15 protein-coding genes are annotated in these 17,374 nt (G+C 71.4%); 7 read left to right on the forward strand and 8 right to left on the reverse strand.

Annotated elements, in window-relative coordinates; all coding sequences use genetic code 11:
- Positions 1-25: 25 nt before the first annotated feature.
- Positions 26-2,473: a PQQ-binding-like beta-propeller repeat protein gene (locus tag OG741_RS26760; RefSeq protein WP_405601984.1), complete on the reverse strand. Its 2,448-nt coding sequence runs from the start codon at positions 2,471-2,473 to the stop codon at positions 26-28.
- A gap of 35 nt (positions 2,474-2,508) precedes the next feature.
- Positions 2,509-2,784, reverse strand: a complete 276-nt coding sequence (locus OG741_RS26765) for a hypothetical protein (protein WP_405601987.1) — start codon at positions 2,782-2,784, stop codon at positions 2,509-2,511.
- 209 nt (positions 2,785-2,993) lie between these two features.
- Between OG741_RS26765 and OG741_RS26770 the strand changes: the two genes are divergently transcribed.
- From OG741_RS26770 to OG741_RS26785, 4 genes are all read left to right on the forward strand, one after another.
- Entirely contained in the window at positions 2,994-4,925 is a 1,932-nt protein-coding gene (locus OG741_RS26770) for a hypothetical protein (RefSeq protein WP_405601989.1), read from the forward strand.
- Positions 4,926-5,021: 96 nt separating this feature from the next.
- Positions 5,022-6,284: an ABC transporter substrate-binding protein gene (locus OG741_RS26775; protein WP_405601992.1), complete on the forward strand. Its 1,263-nt coding sequence runs from the start codon at positions 5,022-5,024 to the stop codon at positions 6,282-6,284.
- Positions 6,281-7,273, forward strand: a complete 993-nt coding sequence (locus tag OG741_RS26780; protein ID WP_405601995.1) for a carbohydrate ABC transporter permease — start codon at positions 6,281-6,283, stop codon at positions 7,271-7,273. The genes OG741_RS26775 and OG741_RS26780 overlap by 4 nt, the downstream gene beginning before the upstream one ends.
- Entirely contained in the window at positions 7,273-8,079 is an 807-nt protein-coding gene (locus tag OG741_RS26785) for a carbohydrate ABC transporter permease (RefSeq protein ID WP_405601997.1), read from the forward strand. The genes OG741_RS26780 and OG741_RS26785 overlap by 1 nt, the downstream gene beginning before the upstream one ends.
- A gap of 3 nt (positions 8,080-8,082) precedes the next feature.
- Here OG741_RS26785 and OG741_RS26790 read toward each other — a convergent pair whose 3' ends face one another.
- Positions 8,083-9,066 (reverse strand): LLM class flavin-dependent oxidoreductase, encoded by a 984-nt coding sequence (locus tag OG741_RS26790; RefSeq protein WP_405602000.1) that lies wholly within the window; start codon positions 9,064-9,066, stop codon positions 8,083-8,085.
- Positions 9,067-9,141: 75 nt separating this feature from the next.
- On the opposite strand from OG741_RS26790, the gene OG741_RS26795 reads away from it, so the two are divergent.
- Positions 9,142-10,125, forward strand: a complete 984-nt coding sequence (locus OG741_RS26795) for a dihydrodipicolinate synthase family protein (protein ID WP_405602002.1) — start codon at positions 9,142-9,144, stop codon at positions 10,123-10,125.
- Between the two features lie 192 nt (positions 10,126-10,317).
- Here the strand turns inward: OG741_RS26795 and OG741_RS26800 are convergent, their stop codons facing one another.
- The 3 genes from OG741_RS26800 to OG741_RS26810 are packed head-to-tail and all read right to left on the reverse strand — an operon-like array spanning position 10,318 to position 12,943.
- The gene (locus OG741_RS26800) at positions 10,318-11,079 is read right to left on the reverse strand and encodes an amidohydrolase family protein (RefSeq protein WP_405602005.1); all 762 of its coding nucleotides are present in this window, start codon (positions 11,077-11,079) and stop codon (positions 10,318-10,320) included.
- A complete protein-coding gene (locus OG741_RS26805; RefSeq protein WP_405602007.1) occupies positions 11,079-11,822 on the reverse strand; it encodes a hypothetical protein in 744 nt (247 codons plus the stop codon). The genes OG741_RS26800 and OG741_RS26805 overlap by 1 nt, the downstream gene beginning before the upstream one ends.
- On the reverse strand, positions 11,819-12,943 hold the full coding sequence (locus tag OG741_RS26810; protein ID WP_405602009.1) for a DegT/DnrJ/EryC1/StrS family aminotransferase: 1,125 nt from the start codon (positions 12,941-12,943) through the stop codon (positions 11,819-11,821). Before OG741_RS26810 ends, OG741_RS26805 begins: the two co-directional genes overlap by 4 nt.
- A 124-nt stretch (positions 12,944-13,067) precedes the next feature.
- Here OG741_RS26810 and OG741_RS26815 point away from each other — a divergent pair, with 124 nt between their 5' ends.
- Together OG741_RS26815 and OG741_RS26820 are read left to right on the forward strand one after the other, a co-directional pair.
- The gene (locus OG741_RS26815; protein WP_405602011.1) at positions 13,068-14,297 is read left to right on the forward strand and encodes a helix-turn-helix domain-containing protein; all 1,230 of its coding nucleotides are present in this window, start codon (positions 13,068-13,070) and stop codon (positions 14,295-14,297) included.
- Positions 14,298-14,353: 56 nt separating this feature from the next.
- Positions 14,354-15,430 carry a mandelate racemase/muconate lactonizing enzyme family protein gene (locus OG741_RS26820; protein ID WP_405602013.1) on the forward strand — a complete coding sequence of 359 codons (1,077 nt, stop codon included), beginning with the start codon at positions 14,354-14,356 and terminating at the stop codon, positions 15,428-15,430.
- Positions 15,431-15,678: 248 nt separating this feature from the next.
- On the opposite strand, the gene OG741_RS26825 is transcribed toward OG741_RS26820, so the two are convergent.
- Positions 15,679-16,407 (reverse strand): TetR/AcrR family transcriptional regulator, encoded by a 729-nt coding sequence (locus OG741_RS26825; RefSeq protein WP_405602015.1) that lies wholly within the window; start codon positions 16,405-16,407, stop codon positions 15,679-15,681.
- Positions 16,408-16,433: 26 nt separating this feature from the next.
- Positions 16,434-17,369 (reverse strand): diiron oxygenase, encoded by a 936-nt coding sequence (locus OG741_RS26830; protein ID WP_405602017.1) that lies wholly within the window; start codon positions 17,367-17,369, stop codon positions 16,434-16,436.
- Positions 17,370-17,374 lie beyond the last annotated feature (5 nt).

Raw genomic sequence — 17,374 nt, forward strand, 5'->3', positions numbered from 1 at the left:
GGGAGTACGGCCCGCCTCCGGCGTGTCAGTCCACCGGCAGCGCGTAGAAGGTCCGCTCCCGCTGGACGACGAGCATCCGGCCGCCGCCCTGCAGCGGCACATAGCGCGGTCCGCCAGGGACGTCGCTCGCACCCGCCTCCTGGAACTTCCACAGCCGCCTGCCGTCGCGCCCGGCGAACGCGGTGAGCTGGACGCCGTCGCCCGCGAGCACCGTGCCGCCGCTCGCGCTGAGCGCGGTCGCCGGGACGCTGCCCCAGACCGGCGCCTCGGTGGAGCGCCGCCACAGGGCGCGGCCCGTTGCCGTGTCGACGGCGCACACCTCCTGATGGCGGTTGGCGACATAGAGCGTCGAGCCTCGCAGGACCCCCTTCCCGAAGGGGAAGACCCCGGTCTCACCGGGGGCGAGGGCGGCCGCGGCCAGCCGCCACAGCCGCTTCCCGCCGCTGCCGGCGTACGCGTGCAGCTCGCCCGCCGACGCGGTGAAGACCTTCTCCGCCGCATCGCCGGTCAGGGCCGCGGTGGGCCCGATGCCCGGGAGCGCGAGCGTCTGCCGCTGCCTGCCCGTCTTGCGGTCGAAGGTGAGCAGCACGGACGCGCCCTTGGACGCCCTGCGCTGTACGGGGGTCAGGGACGCCGCGTCCTGACGTACGACGATGTCGGCGGCGCGGACGGCGATCAGGTCGTACCGCGGGATCGCGGGCGGCTGCCCCTTGGTGATCTGCGTGCGCCACTGCCAGGTGCGTGCGACCAGGTCGTACGCGAGGAAGTGCGCGGTGGTCGCGGCGCCCTTCTTGATGTGCCCGGTCATCCAGAGCGTGCTGCCGTCCCAGCCCGTGACGCTCCCGACGGTCAGGGCCTCGCCCGGGCCCAGGAGGGTGGTCTTGGCGACCCGGTGCTTGATCCGGCCGTCCCGTACGGAGATCCAGAGGAACTCGGACTCGCCGTCGACGAAACAGAGCTCGGCGTCCACGGGTACTGCACGGGAGGGCGAGGCGGCCTCCGCGAGCTGCCAGAGCCGGCGTCCGGTGCGCACATCCACGCCGACGGCCTGGTCGCCGCCGGTCAGGACCAGCACCCGGTCGCCCGAGACGGTGGCGTTCGGCGGCGCGTCGTCCTCCTTGCCGGGGTGCTCGTAACGCCATACGGGCTCGGGCGGCACTCCGGCGACGCGGGTGCGCGGGGGAGTGGGGGCCGGTTTGGGGGCGGACTTTGACGCATCGTCACCGAGGGCGTAGACACCGGCGCCGCCGAGCGCGACACCGGCGACCCCGGCGGCGATCCCGACGAGCAGCGCACGCCGATCGGGCCCGGCGGGCGGTGGCGGGGACGCGGGTGGCAGTGCCGGTGCTGGCACCGGCAGGGGTACGGCGGGCAGGGCCGGGGCGGCCGCAGGCGCGCCGGGAACGACCGGTGCGGTCCGGGCGCTGGGCACCCCCAGGGCAGCCGTCGCCCGGTCGGCCCCCCGCCCACGGACGACGAGGGTGTCGCCGCCGGTGACGAGCTGTCCGCCCTCGGGTGCGCCCACCGGGTCCTGGCTCCCGCCCGGATGCTGCTGGGGGATCGCATCCGTCGGCCCGGGGCCCGTCTGCCCCGGCTCGCCGCCCGACCGCAGGGACTCGACCTCCGCCGCCTGCGACTCCACCGCCTGGACCAGGCCCGGCGGAAGCCAGCCGTCCCGGGCCAGGGCCGCCGCGCCCTCCAGGGCCAGTTCCGCCGCCACCGTGCCCGCCGACGGGCGGTCCTCCGGGAGCTTGGCCAGGCAGCTCGCCACCAGCGGACGCAGCTCAGCGGGCACGCCGTCCAGTTCCGGCTCGGCGTGCGCGATCCGGTCCGCGTCGCCCAGCGGGGTCGTGCCCGTAGCCGCGTACGCCAGCAGCAGACCGAGTACGAAGATGTCGGAGGCCGGTCCGGGCTTCGAACCCGCTGCCTGTTCCGGGGTCAGATAGCCGAGCCTGACGGTCAGTTGCCCGTCCGGACGCGCCTCGGCGACGGCCGCCGCGCCCAGGGCTCCGAAGGCCGTCAGCCGCGGCCCGTCCGCGGCAAGCAGCACGGTGTCGGGCGCGAGACCGTGCAGCACGGCCCCGCCCGCGTGCACCCGCGACAGGGTTTCCGCCAGCCCCGCGCCCAGGGTCCGCAGCGCCCGCTCCGGCAGCGGACCGCCGAGGGCGATCGCCTCACGCAGGCTCAGCGCCGGGACGTAGGGGCTCGCCGTCCACAGCGGATCCCCGTCCGTACGGGACTCGATGGGTGCCACCCAGCCGCCTGCGAGCCGTTCCGTCCTGCGCGTCTCCGAGCGGAAGCGGGTCCGGAAGGCCGTCAGCGCGGCGAGTTCGGGCCTGGCCACGGAGACGACCGAGACCGCGCCGTCCGGCCCGTACGCGACATAGCGGACGCAGACCGCCGACTCCCCGAAGCGCGCCAGCGCGGTGTAGGGGCCGATCCGGCGCGGATCGTCCTGCTGAAGCGGCTCCATGGCGAGCATCCCCCCTGACGGACAGTCCAGTGATCTTATGGCGCGCTGTTCGGCTTCGACCAGGGCCACTTGAGTGTGCGCCGCTCGACACCCCCCGGCGCGTACTCGTACTTCCAGCCGCGCTGGAGGCCGAGCCGCTTGGTGTAGCCGGAGGGGACGCGCCGGTAGGCGTACACGGTCGGCGGCGTGCCGTCGTCGTTCGGGACGGGGACCTTGTACCACTTCGGGGGATGGCCGGTCGGCCCGGTCAGCACCGGCAGGACGCGCCCGTCCAGCGGCCCGCCCTCGAAGGGGGTGTTCTCGCTTCTCACACGGGCCAGTCTCACGCAGGGCCCGTCCGTCGCGGTCACCGGGCGCGCCGCGGCGTGGCATGCACCCGTTGGAGTGCAGCACGGGGCCCGCCGGGCAGGCACCGTTGACGCCTCAGGGGCAGTGGCGTATCACTTTCGGCTACTGCCATAACCCCCCTTTGGGCCGGAGGTGTTACTCCTGTGAGACCGCGCCGGCCCGGGAGACGCTGATGCGTGAACCCGAACCGCTGGGTGTACCGCTCGCCGACGTCCTGCTTCTGGGCGGCACGGTCGCACCGGGACCCGGCGGCAGACCGGCCCTGTGGAATGTGTCCACGGGCAGGCCCGCCTGTCTCACCGCCGTCGACCCGGCCACCGGCGAACAGCTGGTCAGCGTGCCGCTCGCCGACGCGGACGGCGCCTGGGCCCTCACCGCCGCGCCCGACGGCGTCTACGCGGGGACGTACAGCAACGCGCATCTGTACCGCTGGCGGCCCGGCGCGGGCGACGAGGCCGAGGATCTCGGGCAGCCGCTCGACGGGGAGTCCTTCGTCTGGTCGCTGGCCTGCGACGAGGACGGCGCGATCTGGGGCGGCACCTTCCCCGGGGGAAAGGTGTTCCGCTTCGACCCGGCGGCCAAGGAGTACACCGACTTCGGGCAGGTCGTCGCGGGTCAGACGTACGTACGGAGCATCGCCTGCGCCGGCGGCAAGGTCTACTCCGGTTCGTACGCGGCCGCCCACATCGCCGAACTGGACCCGGCGACCGGGTCCGTCACCGAACTCCCGATGCCCCCGAGCCTGGAGTCCGCCGTGGGAAGGGCCGTCTACGACCTCGACGCCCACGACGGACGGCTGTACGCCCGCATCGGCTCCGACCTGCCGGGACCGCTCTTCGTCTACGACCTCCAGGCGCGCGCCTGGACCGACGAGATCCCCGGCGCACACGGCCTGACGGTCGCCCCGCCCGACCCCGGCGGCGGCATCCATCTCGTCCAGTACGGCGAACTGCACCGCTACGACCCGGCCACCCGGCAGCTCAGCAGCACCGGTCTCACCTTCACCGGCAAGATGCAGAGCGTCCGCTCGTTCGGCTGGGCCGAGCTGCTGCTCGACGACTGGCCGGGCCCCAGCGTCGTGGGCACGCTCTCGCGCGGCGAGATGTTCCGCTACAACCCGGCCACCGGCGCGTACGCGATCACGGACACGGGGATCACCAAGAGCCCGATCGAGATCCTCGCGCTCGCCGCGGGCGACGGCGGGACCCTCTATGCGGGCGGCTTCCTCAATGGCGGTCTGGCCTCGGTGAACATCGCCACCGGCGCCACGGAATTCCACCGTTTCGGACAGACGGAGTGCATCCTGCCCGCCTCCGACGGTTCCGTGTGGCTCGGTCTCTATCCCGAGGCCAGGCTCTACCGCTACCGGCCCGACCGGCCCTGGAACAGCCCCGAGTACTCGCCGGGCGGCCCGCCCGGCACGCCCGTCAACCCCGAACCGGTCCTCAACCTCGCGCCGCATCTCCAGATGCGTGCCAGATGCCTGGTGGAGGCCGACGGGAAGATCGTCGTGGGCACGGTCCCCGAGGGCGACCGGCTCGGCGGCGGGCTCGCGATCCACGACCCGGCGGCCGGGACCTACCGGTTCGTCCGGCATGTGGTCGAGGACCAGTCCGTGTTCTGTCTGACCGCGCACGAGGGTGTGGTCTACGGAGGGGCGTCGATCACCGGAGGGCTCAGCACCACCGAGTACACCCGGGAGTCGGGCGCGGTGTTCGCCTGGGACATGCAAGCGGGCGAAAAACTCTGGGAGTTGGAGCCCGTCCCCACGGAGCGGTCGGTCAGCGCCGTGGCGATCGGCCCCGACAACAGGCTGTGGGGCCTCGCCGGGCACACGCTCTTCGCGGTCGATCTCGGCAGTCAACAGGTGGTGCGCCAGTACAGGTTGGGCAGCAGAAGCGCGGCGGGGTCCATCGTGATCTCCCGGGAAAGGCTGTACGTGAGCGTGGACAACGCATTGATCTACCGGGTCGATCCCTACGCGGAGGACGATGAACCGGCGCTCGTGGTGGGCTTCGTGCACAGGCGGCTGTGTGTCCACAGTGACGGCAGCTTCTCTTTGAACCGTGGACCCGAGCTGTTCCGGGTGGTTCCCCGTTACTGACTCATTGACAGGTCAAATCCCCCGAGACTAGTTTCGGCCCAGGCCGAAACAGCCGGGCTCCGTGCTCCCTTCTCATCAGGCCTTCCGGAGGCCCCCATGAAGACAGGCTTCAAGCGCGCCACCGCACCTCTCGCACTGTTCATGCTCGCCGCCTCGCTCTCCGCATGCGGGGACGGCGACGCGGGCTCGGACTCGAAGAAGGTCACCGTCTGGATGTATCCGGTGATCGCCGACCCGAAGGCCAGTGCGGCCTACTGGGACGGCATCGAGAAGGCCTTCGAGAAGGCGGCACCGGGCACCTCGCTCACCGTCGAGCAGCAGCCGTGGGACAACCGCGACCAGAAGATCGCCACCGCGTTCGGCGGCGGAAAGGGCCCGGACGTCGTCCTGCTGACGCCGGACCAGATTCCCCAGTTCTCCGCCAACGGCGCCATCAGGCCGGTGGACGGGGCGCTCAAGGACAGCGCCGGAAAGTTCCTGCCCGCGACGATGGACGCGATGAAGCAGGACGGCAAGATCTATGGTGCGCCGATCTACCAGACCATCACGACCACCGTCTACAACAAGAAGCTGCTGACCCAGGCCGGTATCACCACACCGCCCGCCACCTGGGACGAGATCAAGGCCGCGGCTCCCAAGCTCAAGCAGAAGGGCGTGGCCCTCCTCGACTACTCCGCCAGCAACGAGGCCTCGCTGAACCTCAACTTCTATCCGCTGCTGTGGCAGGCGGGCGGCACCGTCTTCGCCAAGGACGGCAAGAAGGTCGCCTTCAACAGCCCTGAGGGCGTCGAAGCGCTCACCTTCCTGACCGACCTCTACAAGGCGGGCTCGGTCCCCAAGTCGTCGATGACGAACACCAACCTGCTGGCCGACCAGGCACTGGGCAAGCAGCAGGCCGCCATGGGCTTCTCCGTCGTCCTCGCCGACGCGGAACTGGCCGCCAAGACCTGGGGCAACGAGAACGTCGTCGTGGGTGCGCCGCTGAAGGGCCCCGCCCGGGAGGTCGCCTTCGGCATCCCCGGCGCGCTCAGCGTCAACGCCAAGTCCAAGAACACGGCGGGCGCGGAGAAGTTCCTCGCCTTCATGACAGCGCCGGAGCAGATCAAGTCCCTCGGCAAGGCCAGCGGCTACTTCTCACCCCGTACGGACGTGAGCGTGCCGAACGCCTCTCCGTACGCGAAGCAGTACCAGGCCGCGCTGGCCGACGTCAGTCCCGGTGAGCCCAATCCCGTCGCCCGCCAGCTGATGGGCCTGCTCGCACCGGAGATCCAGGCGGCGCTGCTGGGCAAGAAGAGTCCCAAGGACGCGCTGGACGACGCGGCCAAGGCGGCCGACGACCTGCTGGCGCGACAGCGTTGAGCGAGGCGGTCACAGACGAGGCGGTTCCGGACGAGACAGACCCGGACGGGACAGCCCCTGACGGGGCGGCCACGCGCAAGACGGCGACGCACGAGTCCGCCGCGCGCCGGCCGGGCCGGCGTCAGGGGCGGCGGCGCGAGGCCCTGGTGGGCCTCGCGTTCGTCGCCCCGATGCTGGTGCTGTTCATCGTCTTCCGCTTCGGACCGACCCTGGGCGCCGCCTTCCTCTCGCTCACCGACTACCGGCTGAGCGGCGAATGGCAGTTCATCGGGGCCGAGAACTACACGCGGCTGTTCGGCGACAACCTGTTCTGGGAGAGCCTGGGCGTCACCGCCTTCTACACCGCCGTCTACGTCCCCATGACGGTGCTGCTCGCCCTCGGCACGGCCGTCCTGCTGCATCGCACCATCTGGCTGCGGGGCTTCTTCCGCGGCGTCTTCTTCCTGCCGTACGTCACCAGCATCGTGCTGGCCGCCGTCATCTGGAAGTGGATCTACGAGGTCGACGACGGGCTGCTGAACGCCGCACTCGGCGCGCTCTCCCTCGGCCCGGTCGACTTCCTCGGCGACGAGTCGCTCGTCCTGCCCTCCATCGCGGCCACCTCCGCCTGGAAGGGCTTCGGCTACACCATGCTGATCCTGCTCGCCGGACTCCAGTCCATCCCGCGCGAGGTCACCGAGGCCGCCACCGTCGACGGCGCGAGCGCCTGGCAGCGCTTCCGCTTCGTGACCCTGCCGATGCTGCGGCCCGTGCTCTTCTTCGTCCTCGTCATCGAGGCGATCCAGGCCTTCCAGGTCTTCGACGCGATGTACGTGATGACGGCCGGCGGACCCGTCAGGGCCAGCTATTCGCTCGTCTACTTCCTCTACGACTCCGGCTTCAAGTACTTCGACTTCGGCTACGCCAGCGCGGTCGGCCTGATGCTCTTCCTCGTCGTCCTGGTCTTCTCGCTCATCCAGCGCCGGCTCATCGGCAGAGAGGCGGACTGATGGGAGGCCGGCTGAGACTGCCCGTACTGCTGATCCTCGTCGCTTTCGTGACCGTCACACCCTTCGCGGTCATGGTGCTGGTCGCCTTCGCCCCGCCCGGCGGCCAGACGCTGCCCGGGGCCTTCGACATCACCCGGGCGACCTGGCAGAACTTCTCCGACGTCCTGGCGGGCGCGGACATCACGCGCTGGGCGCTCAACTCACTGATCTACTCGCTCGTTTCGGTCGTGCTCATCCTGCTGTTCTCCTCGATGGCCGGATACGCCTTCGCCAAGAAGCGGTTTCCCGGGCGCGAGGTGCTTTTCTGGGCGTTCCTGGCGACCTTGATGGTGCCCTTCCAGGCGACCCTCATCCCGTACTACATCCTGGTCTCGAAGATGGGCGGTGTGGACACCTACTGGGGCCTGATCGTGCCGACCCTGGCCAACTCCCAGGCCGTGTTCCTGATGCGGCAGTTCATGTACCAGCTGCCCGACGAGCTCTTCGAGGCCGCGAAGATCGACGGCGCCTCCGAATGGCGTATCTACACCACCATCGTCATCCCGCTGATCCGGCCGATCCTCGCGACGCTGGGCGTCTTCGTCTTTCTCTGGCACTGGAACGACTTCCTGTGGCCGCTCGTCATCGGCCAGTCCACTCAGATGCGCACGCTCACCGTCGGCCTCGCCACGCTCGCGGGCGAGGACGTGACGATCAACCAGATCATGGCGGGGGCGACCATCACCGTGGTTCCCTGCCTGCTCGTGTTCGGGCTGCTTCAGCGCTATCTGACGGACTCCATCGCCACCAGCGGCCTCAAGTCCTGAGGTTCAGCCGCCCAGCCGGGGCAGCACCTTTGTGCCGAACGTCTCGATGGCGCTCAGGGCGTCCGCCTGCGGCATGCCGGGCGGCTGGATGCGCAGCACCACCCCGTCGGCGCCCATCTCGCCGTACGCCCCCAGCCGCTCGACGCACCTGTCGACCGAACCGATCACCGAGCGTGCCTCGATGTCGTCCCACTGCTGGGCGTAGCGGGCCGCGTCGGCCGAGGTGCGCTTCCAGTCGCCGTAGGCGTCGTACAGACCGCGCAGCGGGGCCTCCAGCGCGCCTCGTGCCTGCTGCGAGGTGGCGGCGGCGTAGCCCTCGCGGCAGACGATGACCTCGGCGCCCAGACTCGCGGCGCCGCGCGGGAAGGAGCGGTACTCCTCAATCTTTCCCGGCAGTTCGGAGTCGAGCTCGTTGAAGGAGGTCGTCCAGCCGTCGCACGTCCGGGCCGTACGCTCCAGGGCCGCGGAGACCCGGCCGCCGTTCCAGATCTTCGGCCGCGGGGACTGCACCGGGCGCGGCGAGAGAAAGGCATCCTCCACCGAGGTCCAGCGGCCGTGGTGGGTGACCTTGTCCTCGGTCCACAGCCGGGTGACCAGCTCCAGGCACTCCTCGAAACGGGACACGCGCTCGCGCGGCTGGGTGCCGAACAGCGTGAACTCCTCCGGCCGGTAGCCCAGGACGAAACCGGCCGTGAGCCGCCCGCCCGACAGCACATCGATGTGCGCGAGCGTCTCGGCGAGCCACACCGGCTGGTAGACCGGCGCGATCAGTCCGGCCGTGGCGAGGCCGATCCGCTCGGTGTGCGCGGCGAGATACGCCAATGAGGTGAGCGCCTCGTGATAACCGGGCCGGTGCAGATGCCGCTCGCCGAGCACCACCCAGTCGAATCCGGCCTCCTCGGCCAGCCGCACCTGCTCCACGGCATCGGCCAGACGCGGCCGGTCTGCCGCGTCCGCGTAGAGATTGACGTACAGGCCGAGACGCATGGGACGCTCCTTTACGGTCCGGGCCGTAAAGGCTAGCGTGTCGCCAACGACCGCAACAGACGGGAGAGATCGCCCATGACCGCGACGCCCACCTCCGCGACGGAGGACCTGGTGCGGCGGCTGCGCGGCACCGTACTGCCCGCGGTGGCCACGCCCATGGACCGCGGCGGGGTCGTGGACTTCGGCGCACTGCGCGGGTACGCGGAGCGGATCGCGGCCGAGCGGATCGGCGGCGTGGCCGTCTGGGCACACACCGGCCGCGGCCTCCACCTCTCCGAGCCCGACCGCCTTCAGGTGCTGCGCACCTGGCGGGAGGCGGTCCAAGGGCCGATCGTGGCAGGTGCGGGGGTGCCACGATCGGCCCGCGCGAGCAACTTGCGGGAGGCCTGGGACGCCACCGTCGCCATGTCGGTCCAGGCGGCAGACCTCGGCGCGGACGCGGTCATGGTCTACCCGCTGGCGCAGTTCGCCTCCCGGCCGGCCGGGGAGGGGGAGGCGGTACGTCTCCACGAGCGCGTCGCCGAGGAGTGCGGGCTGCCGGTGCTCGGCTTCTTCCTCCACGGCGAGGCGGGCGGCTACCCCTACCCGCCCGACCTCATCCGCCGGCTGCTCGCCCTCCCGTCGGCAGCCGGGGTCAAACTCGCCACGCTGGACCGCGCGATGGCCTGCCAGGACGCGATCCGCGCGGCGCGGTCGAGCGGGAAGCTCGCCATCACCGGCGAGGACCGGATGTTCGGCCCGTCCCTGATGTGGGGCGCGGACTCGGCACTGGTGGGCATCGCGGCGGCGAGGGTGTCGCTGACGGGGGCGGTGATCGAGGCGTGGAACGCGGGGGACTACGGGGCGTTTGTGCGGGCGTCCGGTCGGCTGGACCGCTTCGCGGAGGCGACGTTCCGGGATCCGATCGAGGGGTATGTGCAGCGGATGCTGTGGGCGGGGGTGTGGGAGGGGTTGATCCCTGAGGATGCCGCTCACGATCCGTACGGGCCGGAACTCCCGGTGGGGGAGAGGGATGCGGTGGTGCGGTGCCTGGAGGGGCTGGTGAAGGAGCCCGACTAGGCGCGGGTGCCGCTGCGCGGGGCCTGTTCCCCGACCCGCCCCTTCCCGAACTGGGGGCAAGCCCCCAGACCCCCGTACGCGCTTCGCGCGTGTCCTCAAACGCCGGACGGGCTGAATAATTCAGCCCCTTGGGGGTCCCCCCGGACGAAGTCTGGGGGAGTTTGAGGAGCGGGGTCCGGGGCGGAGCCCCAGTTACGGGAAGGGGCGGGTAGGGGAGAGCGCCGCAGGCAACCCGAACAACCTCACCGCGTTCCCCCACAGCACCCTCTCCAGCTCCTCCGCAGAGAACCCCGCGTCCCGCACCACCCCCAACGCCACGCACGGATCGATCAGCGTCGCGTCCGTGCCGAAGAGCAGGCGTTCCACCGGGACCCCCGCCTCCCGCGCGTAGGCGATGCGGCCCGCGTCCGTCGCCGTGCGGCAGTGCTCCAGGTAGAGGCGGTCGCAGGACGCGGCCGCATGCGCCGCCTCGCGCCACGCGTCGCCGCCCGCGTGGCCCATGATGACGCGCAGGCCCGGGCGGGACGCCAGTAGTTCCGGCAGGAGGGTGACCTCGTCGCCCCAGGTGTGCAGCAGCAGCGGTACGCCCGCCTCCGCGACCACGTCGAACGCCTCCGCCATCGCCCGCGCCCCGGGCAGCTGTCCCGGATAGTGCGTGTGGATCTTCGCCCCGACGAACCGCCCCGTGTCCAGGCAGCGCCGCAGATCCGCCGCGCTCTCCTCGGGCCGGTTGGGGTTCACCACGGCGTATCCGTACAGCCGCGGCTGCTGCGCGAGCACCTTGCTCAGTGCCGCGTTGCCGCCGACCGCGTCGTACACGACCGCCTCCGACGCGGAGACCAGCTGCAGGTCGATGCCGTAGCGGTCCATCTGCCGCAGATTGTTCTCCGCGTCACCGGCGGTGAGGTGGAACTGCCAGCGGCCCACATGGGCGTGCACATCGATGATCGGCATCAGGCCAGCAGCTCCTCGACGTTCTTCGTAGAGATCGCGGCGCGGTCGTCGTCCGTGATGTCCGCGTACCGCAGCCGCAGCGTCTGCGGCGAGATGTCCATGAACGGGGTGCGCGAGCCGAAGACGAGATGGCGGGGGCCCACCGTCTCCACCACGCGCTCGATGGAGTCGGGTCCCGACAGCATCCGGGTGGTGGCCCGGAATCCGGGCTCCTCGCGGGCCATCAGCAGGAAGTCGGCCAGCAGATAGGCGTGCAGGTCGAGAAAGAGGACATCGGCGCCGAGGCCCATGAGCGGCGGGCCGAAGCGGCGGGGGTCGCCGTCGTGGAGGAGTGTCAGGCCGCGTTCCAGGGCGAGCGAGACGACCCGGCGGTAGCCGGGGAAGCCGGGCTCGGCCATCTGCTCGATCGTGAACAGCCGCAGGAACCGCACTCCGGCCGCGGCCAGTTCGTCCAGGCGGGCCTCCGCGGTCAGCGCGTCCCGTACGTCGATCGTGCCGACCGGAAGCAGCTCCGGGCAGTCGGCGAGGTCGCGCACCGTCTCGGCGTTGCCTTCGCCGTCGTCGAAGAGCGGGCCGCGCGTCGACAGGGCCAGCCCACAGGCGACGGGCGAACGGCCCAGGCGCTCGCGTACCTCCGCCAGCCCGATGTCGCGGTGGTGCCGAGGCCACGGCCCGTACAGCACGTCCACGTCCCAGCCGATGAACTCCTCGGCCGACGGACGCAGCCACTCGTAGGCGCTCATCGGTCTTCCCCGTCGGCCAGGGCACGGGCGATCCGGTCCACGTCGTCCTCCGAGTACCCCTCGTTCCACTGGAGCACCAGCAGCGTACGGTCGATCAGCCGCTCCGCACGGGGACACAGGCCCGGTGGATATCCGGGCAGTGCCGGGTTGGCGTACAGCGGGCGCTCCAGATAGCCGGGCAGTGCGGGAATGCCCGCCGCCTGGAGCTTCTTGGCCCAGCGGGCGTTGTCGTCGACCAGCAGCGGCACCACCCACCAGGCGTGCCCCGCGCGGCGCGTGGGCATCTCGACGCCCGGGATGCCGGCGATCGCTGCGGCCAGCTGCTCCGCGCGCTCCCGCCGTACGCGTACGACGTCCGCGACCTTCGTGAGCTGGGCGCGGGCGACCGCCGCGACGAGCTCGGGCATCCGGTAGTTGAGGCCGGGCTCCCGGTGGATGCGGCCCTCGGCGCGGTCCCAGCCCTTGTCCATGAACAGCCGCATATGGCGGGCGAGTGCCGGGTCGTCGGTGAGGGCGAGGCCGCCGTCGCCCGCGGTGATGTGCTTGTACTGCTGAAGGCTGAAGCAGGCGATGTCTCCCACGGTGCCGAGCAGCCGGCCGCCGGCGTCCTCGCCGAGCCAGGCCTGGGCGCAGTCCTCGATCAGTACGAGTCCGTGCCGGTCGCACACCGCGCGCAGGGCGTCGATGTCCGCCGCGCCGCCGAAGAGATGCACGGCGATGACGGCCTTGGTGCGCGGCGTGACGGCGGCTTCGACCGCTGCGGGGTCGAGGTTGCCGTCCTCGGCGCGTACGTCGGCGAACACCACCCGTGCCCCCTGCGCCAGTACGGGCGCGACCGTGCCGAAGTCCGAGATCGGGGTGGTGACGACCTCGTCGCCCGGGCCGACCCCGGCCGCGGCGACCGCCAGATGCAGCGCGGCCGTCCCCGAACTGCAGGCGACCGTGTGCGCGCGGGAGTACATCCCGCTCATCTCGGCTTCGAGTGAGCGTGCTTCACTGCCGAAGGCGCTGCACAGGACGGTGGAGTCCAGCACGCGCAGAACCGCTGCCCGTTCCTCCTCGCCGAAGGTGCGGCCGCGGGCGTCGAGAACTGTGGGCAGTGGCATTTCCCGTTCGGGCATCGGGGCACTATCCTCTCCGCAAGCATGCGGTTATGGCCTGGGCCGAAATTAGAACCGCGGTTGCCGGGCGTCAACCCCGTCCAGAAGTACCGCAGAACCACTCCAGAAGAACGGAGACCGGCCGATGGCTCTCACGGTCGGCGTGATCGGTCCCGAGGACCTTGTGCCCAAGGTGGTCGCGGTCGGCGGCTCGTCAGGGGCCGACCGTCTTGTGCCGCTCCCGTACCGCCACGAGGACGAGACCCTCGACGTGGTCGCGCGGGCGCAGGCCGACGTGGACGCGCTGCTGTTCACCGGCGTCGTACCGCACACCCTCGCGTCGGCCGCCGGTCTGCTGGACCGGCCCGCCATGTATGTCCCGTACAACGGCGCGACCCTGCTGCGGGCGCTCGTCGAACTGCTCCGGCTGGGCCACGACGTCTCCCGGATCTCCATCGACACGCTGCGGCGCAGCGAGGTCATGGAGACGCTCACCGAGGCCAAGCTGCCCACCGAGCATGTGCATGTGCTGCCCTACCGGCCCGGGCTGACCTCGCAGGACCTGGCGGAGTTCCATCTCACCGCCCGCGACAAGAAACAGACCAGGGTCGCCCTGACCTGTCTCGGCTCGGCCTTCCACCTGCTCGACCACGAGATGCACGCCGTACGGCTGGCACCCTCCCGGCACTCCATACGTTCCACGCTCCAGGCCCTCGTCCTCGCCACCGCGGGCGCGCACAGCGGAGACGCCCAGGTCGCGCTCGGCATCGTCGACCTGCCGGCCGCCGACAGCGAACTCGCCGCCGACCTGCGGGTACTGGGCGGCAGCCTCGCCGATCTGCCGCACGGGGAGCGGCTGGTCGTCACCACCCGGGGCGTGCTGGAGGAGGTCAGCGAGAAGTTCACCCGCCTGCCCTTCCTCAGCGATCTCGCCGCCCGGCACGGCGCCGCGCACGTCGGCTTCGGACTCGGCCGCACCGCCGCGGAGGCCGAATCGCTCGCCAGGCGCGCGGTCAACCGGGCCCGCTCGGTGGGCCCGGTCGCCGGGGTCGTCTCGATGACCGACGACGTCGACATCGTGATCGACGCGGAACGGTCCTCCGGGGCGTCGGTCCCCGGCCCGGAGAGCACGGTCACGCTCGCCCGCCGTGTCGGACTGAACGCCACAACACTCGACCGGCTGCGCGAACTGGCCGCGCAGGACGCTGACGAGGGCATCACCGCCCTCCGCGTCGCCGAACACCTCGACGTCCAGCAGCGCACGGCCCGCCGCATCCTCAAACGCCTGGAGCGGGCGGGGGTCGCCGTGCCGACGGGCAGCCGGCAAGAGGGCCAGACCGGCCGCCCGCCCATCGTCTACCGCGTACGCCTCTGAGCCCCCACACGCGCCCGCCCCTTTACGGTCCGGGCCGTAACTCGAAGGAGCCGTGCTTGAAGATCGCCTCGGTCCACACGCGCGTCGTCAGGGCACCGTACCGGCGCCCCTTCGTCATCAGCAGCGGAACCAGCCCCGAACTGATCAGCCTGGTCGTCGAAGTACGCACCGCCGACGGCGAGTCCGGCTTCGGCGAGGCATCCCCCATGACCGCCTACACCGGAGAGACCCTCGCCGGTCTCGAGGCCGCCCTCACCGAACACGCCGCCCCCGCACTCATCGGCCGCGACCCCCGCGATCTGGCCGGAGCGCACACCGCGATGGATGCCGCGATCCGCGGCCAGCATCTCGCCAAGGCGGCCCTGGACATCGCACTGCACGACCTCGCGGCGCGGGCGGCGGGCTGGCCCGTCCATCTGCTGCTCGGCGGCTGCGTGCGCCCGCGCGTCCCCACCACCTGGGTCGTCGGACTCGGCACCGTCGAGGAGATGGTGGAGGAGGCGACCGCGTACGCGGCGAAGGGCTTCACCCACATCAAGGTCAAGGGCGGCGAGGACCCGGATCTGGATGTGGGGCTGGTCCAGTCCGTACGCGAGTCCGTGCCCGACTCCGTCGAACTGTCCCTCGACGCGAACGAGGGCTACGACCCCGGCACGGCCGCCAGGACCGTGGCCCGGCTCGCCGACGCGGGCCTCGATCTGGTCGAACAGCCCCTGCCGCGCTGGGACTTGACCGGTATGGCGGCGCTGCGTGGCGGTGGCGGGGTGCGGGTGATGGCCGACGAGAGCATGCAGTCGCCGCACGACGCGCTGGAGATCGTCCGCCGTGGCGCCGCGGATGTCCTCAACATCAAGATCCTCAAGGTCGGCGGGCTCCACCGGGCCCGGCAGGTCGCGGCGGTGGCGGAGTCCGCGGGCCTCGCGGTGAAGATCGGCACGATGCCGGAACTGGGCGTCGCGTCGCTGGCCGCGGCGCATCTGGCCGCGGCGCTTCCGCATGCGACGGTGCCGGCGGATCTGGTGGGTCCACTACTGGTGGATGCGGAGCCGCTGGCGCGGAGCGCGTTTGCGGGGGTGGTGGACACGGGGTGGGTGGAGGTTCCGGTGGGCCCGGGGCTGGGTCACGACCTGTGACGTCGCGGGAGGGGCGCCTGCGGCGGGCTTCACCCCACCCCGCCCCTTCCCGAACTGGGGGCAGGCCCCCAGACCCCCGTACGCGCTTCGCGCGTGTCCTCAATCGCCGGACGGGCTGAAGTGTGCGGCCGAGCCGCACACTTCAGCCCCGCCGGCGATTGAGGCGCGGGGTCTGGGGCGGAGCCCCAGTTCGGGAAGGGGCGGGTAGGGGAACAAGCCCCGCGCAGCGGCACCCGCACCCGCACCCCCTACCCCACAGCCCCCGCCTCGCCCACGACCACCCCCACCCGCCCCGCCAGCGTCCCCACCGCCCCCGACGGCGTCTCCAGTGCCACCAGTTCGGCGACCGCCTCCGCCGTCTGCGGATCCGTCGCCGCCGTCGCCGCGAGCAGTGCGATGAGGTGGTCAAGCAGCCAGTCCCGCAGCTCGGCCGCCGACGGCTGCTTCCCCTCGTCCAGCCAGATCAGCGACGCCGCCTCGACCGCCGCGATCCAGGTGCGCACCATCATCCGCAGCCGCGGTCCCGGCCGGTCCGCGCCGATGTGGACGAGGATCTGTTCGGCCGCGGCCCGCCGCACCTCGTCGACGATCGCGCTCGTACGGGACGTCTCGGCGACGCTTCCGCCGCGCAGCAGCGCGCTGAATCCGGCGTCGTGCTCGTCGACGAAGACGAGATAGCGGTCCAGCACCCGGGCGACCCGCTCGGTCGGCGGGCCCGTGGGCGGCTCCGTGAAGCACAGTTCCAGCTGGTCCGCGGCGGACCGCAGCGCCGTTTCGTACAACTGCTGCTTGCCGCCGGGGAAGTAGCGGTAGACGAGGGGCCGCGAGACCCCCGCCGCCTCGGCCACGTCGTCGAGGGATATCTCGTCCGGCGGCTGGTGCGCGAAGAGGGTGAGCGCGGCCGCGAGGAGCTGTCTGCGGCGCTCCTCGACGCTGAGCCGCCGGTAGGCACGGGTCGCTGGAGCGGGACTGGTCATGCTCGCAGCGTATGCCCTGCGCGGGATCAGGCGAGGAGTCCTGAGCGCTTCCACAGCCGCCGCCCCGGCCCCCGCAGGACGCCGATGTCGTCGAGGAAGTCCGTCAGCCGCTTGGCGCCCGACTGCATCACCTCTCGCCGGTGTCCGCTCGCGCGGACCTGGGCGACCGCCTCGCGCCGGTCGAGGCCGATGTTCGTGTACACCTGCGGATTCACGAAGCAGATGGAGAAGACCCGCGCCGCCTCCCCGCAGCTGAGCCGGGTCAACTCCTGCTCCCAGCGCGGCGCGGTCACCATCTGGCGGCGCAACTCCTCGCGGGCGTACCGGACATGGCGTGCCTCCTCCACCACGTGGATCCGGGTCACCCCGCGCGTCAGGGTCTGGACGCGCTCGTCGGGGAAGGTCAGCCGCTGCATCCAGTCGAGGATCTCCTCGCCGAGCAGTGTCGCCGCGAAGGAACCGGGCGTGGTCGAGATCGTCTTCAGGACGCGCCCCAGATTGTGGTAGATCCGCGGCGGGGGATACGCCGGTGTCCCGCCCTTCTGGATCATCCTGGCGAACATCATCGAGTGCCGGCACTCGTCGGCGATCTCGGTGAGCGCGTACCGCACGTGGTTGCTGGTCACGGGCTTGTCGTAGATGTGCCGCACCAGCAGCTGCATCAGGATGATCTCGAACCAGATGCCGAGCGAGGCGAGCGCCGCGGACTCGTGCCGGGCCAGGTCGAAGCGCTGCTTCTCGGACATCTTGTGCCACAGCGGGGTGTCGTAGAGGGAGAGCAGCTCAGGTGGCCAGAACCACTTGCCCTCCTCGACCGGGGCGTCCCAGTCGAGTTCCTTGTCGGGGTCGAAGGAGTGCTTGGCGGAAGACTCGAGCAGGCGCTCGGCGACCTGCTCGCGGTCGCGGAGCGGGCCGAGTGCGTCGCGGAGCAGCCGGATGTCCTGTTCGGGCACTGTCGTCATGGCCA

The organism is Streptomyces sp. NBC_01410, from assembly GCF_045040195.1.
In the GTDB taxonomy this organism is placed as follows: domain Bacteria; phylum Actinomycetota; class Actinomycetes; order Streptomycetales; family Streptomycetaceae; genus Streptomyces.

What these genes read in the sequence shown, in the direction of transcription:
- OG741_RS26775 (WP_405601992.1), top strand. Translation starts at nt 5,022, where the DNA reads ATGAAGACAGGCTTCAAGCGCGCCACCGCACCTCTCGCACTGTTCATG.
- OG741_RS26785 (WP_405601997.1), top strand. Translation starts at nt 7,273, where the DNA reads ATGGGAGGCCGGCTGAGACTGCCCGTACTGCTGATCCTCGTCGCTTTC.
- OG741_RS26815 (WP_405602011.1), top strand. Translation starts at nt 13,068, where the DNA reads ATGGCTCTCACGGTCGGCGTGATCGGTCCCGAGGACCTTGTGCCCAAG.
- OG741_RS26800 (WP_405602005.1), bottom strand. Translation starts at nt 11,079, where the DNA reads ATGCCGATCATCGATGTGCACGCCCATGTGGGCCGCTGGCAGTTCCAC.
- OG741_RS26795 (WP_405602002.1), top strand. Translation starts at nt 9,142, where the DNA reads ATGACCGCGACGCCCACCTCCGCGACGGAGGACCTGGTGCGGCGGCTG.
- OG741_RS26770 (WP_405601989.1), top strand. Translation starts at nt 2,994, where the DNA reads ATGCGTGAACCCGAACCGCTGGGTGTACCGCTCGCCGACGTCCTGCTT.
- OG741_RS26830 (WP_405602017.1), bottom strand. Translation starts at nt 17,369, where the DNA reads ATGACGACAGTGCCCGAACAGGACATCCGGCTGCTCCGCGACGCACTC.
- OG741_RS26825 (WP_405602015.1), bottom strand. Translation starts at nt 16,407, where the DNA reads ATGACCAGTCCCGCTCCAGCGACCCGTGCCTACCGGCGGCTCAGCGTC.
- OG741_RS26810 (WP_405602009.1), bottom strand. Translation starts at nt 12,943, where the DNA reads ATGCCCGAACGGGAAATGCCACTGCCCACAGTTCTCGACGCCCGCGGC.
- OG741_RS26790 (WP_405602000.1), bottom strand. Translation starts at nt 9,066, where the DNA reads ATGCGTCTCGGCCTGTACGTCAATCTCTACGCGGACGCGGCAGACCGG.
- OG741_RS26760 (WP_405601984.1), bottom strand. Translation starts at nt 2,473, where the DNA reads ATGGAGCCGCTTCAGCAGGACGATCCGCGCCGGATCGGCCCCTACACC.
- OG741_RS26805 (WP_405602007.1), bottom strand. Translation starts at nt 11,822, where the DNA reads ATGAGCGCCTACGAGTGGCTGCGTCCGTCGGCCGAGGAGTTCATCGGC.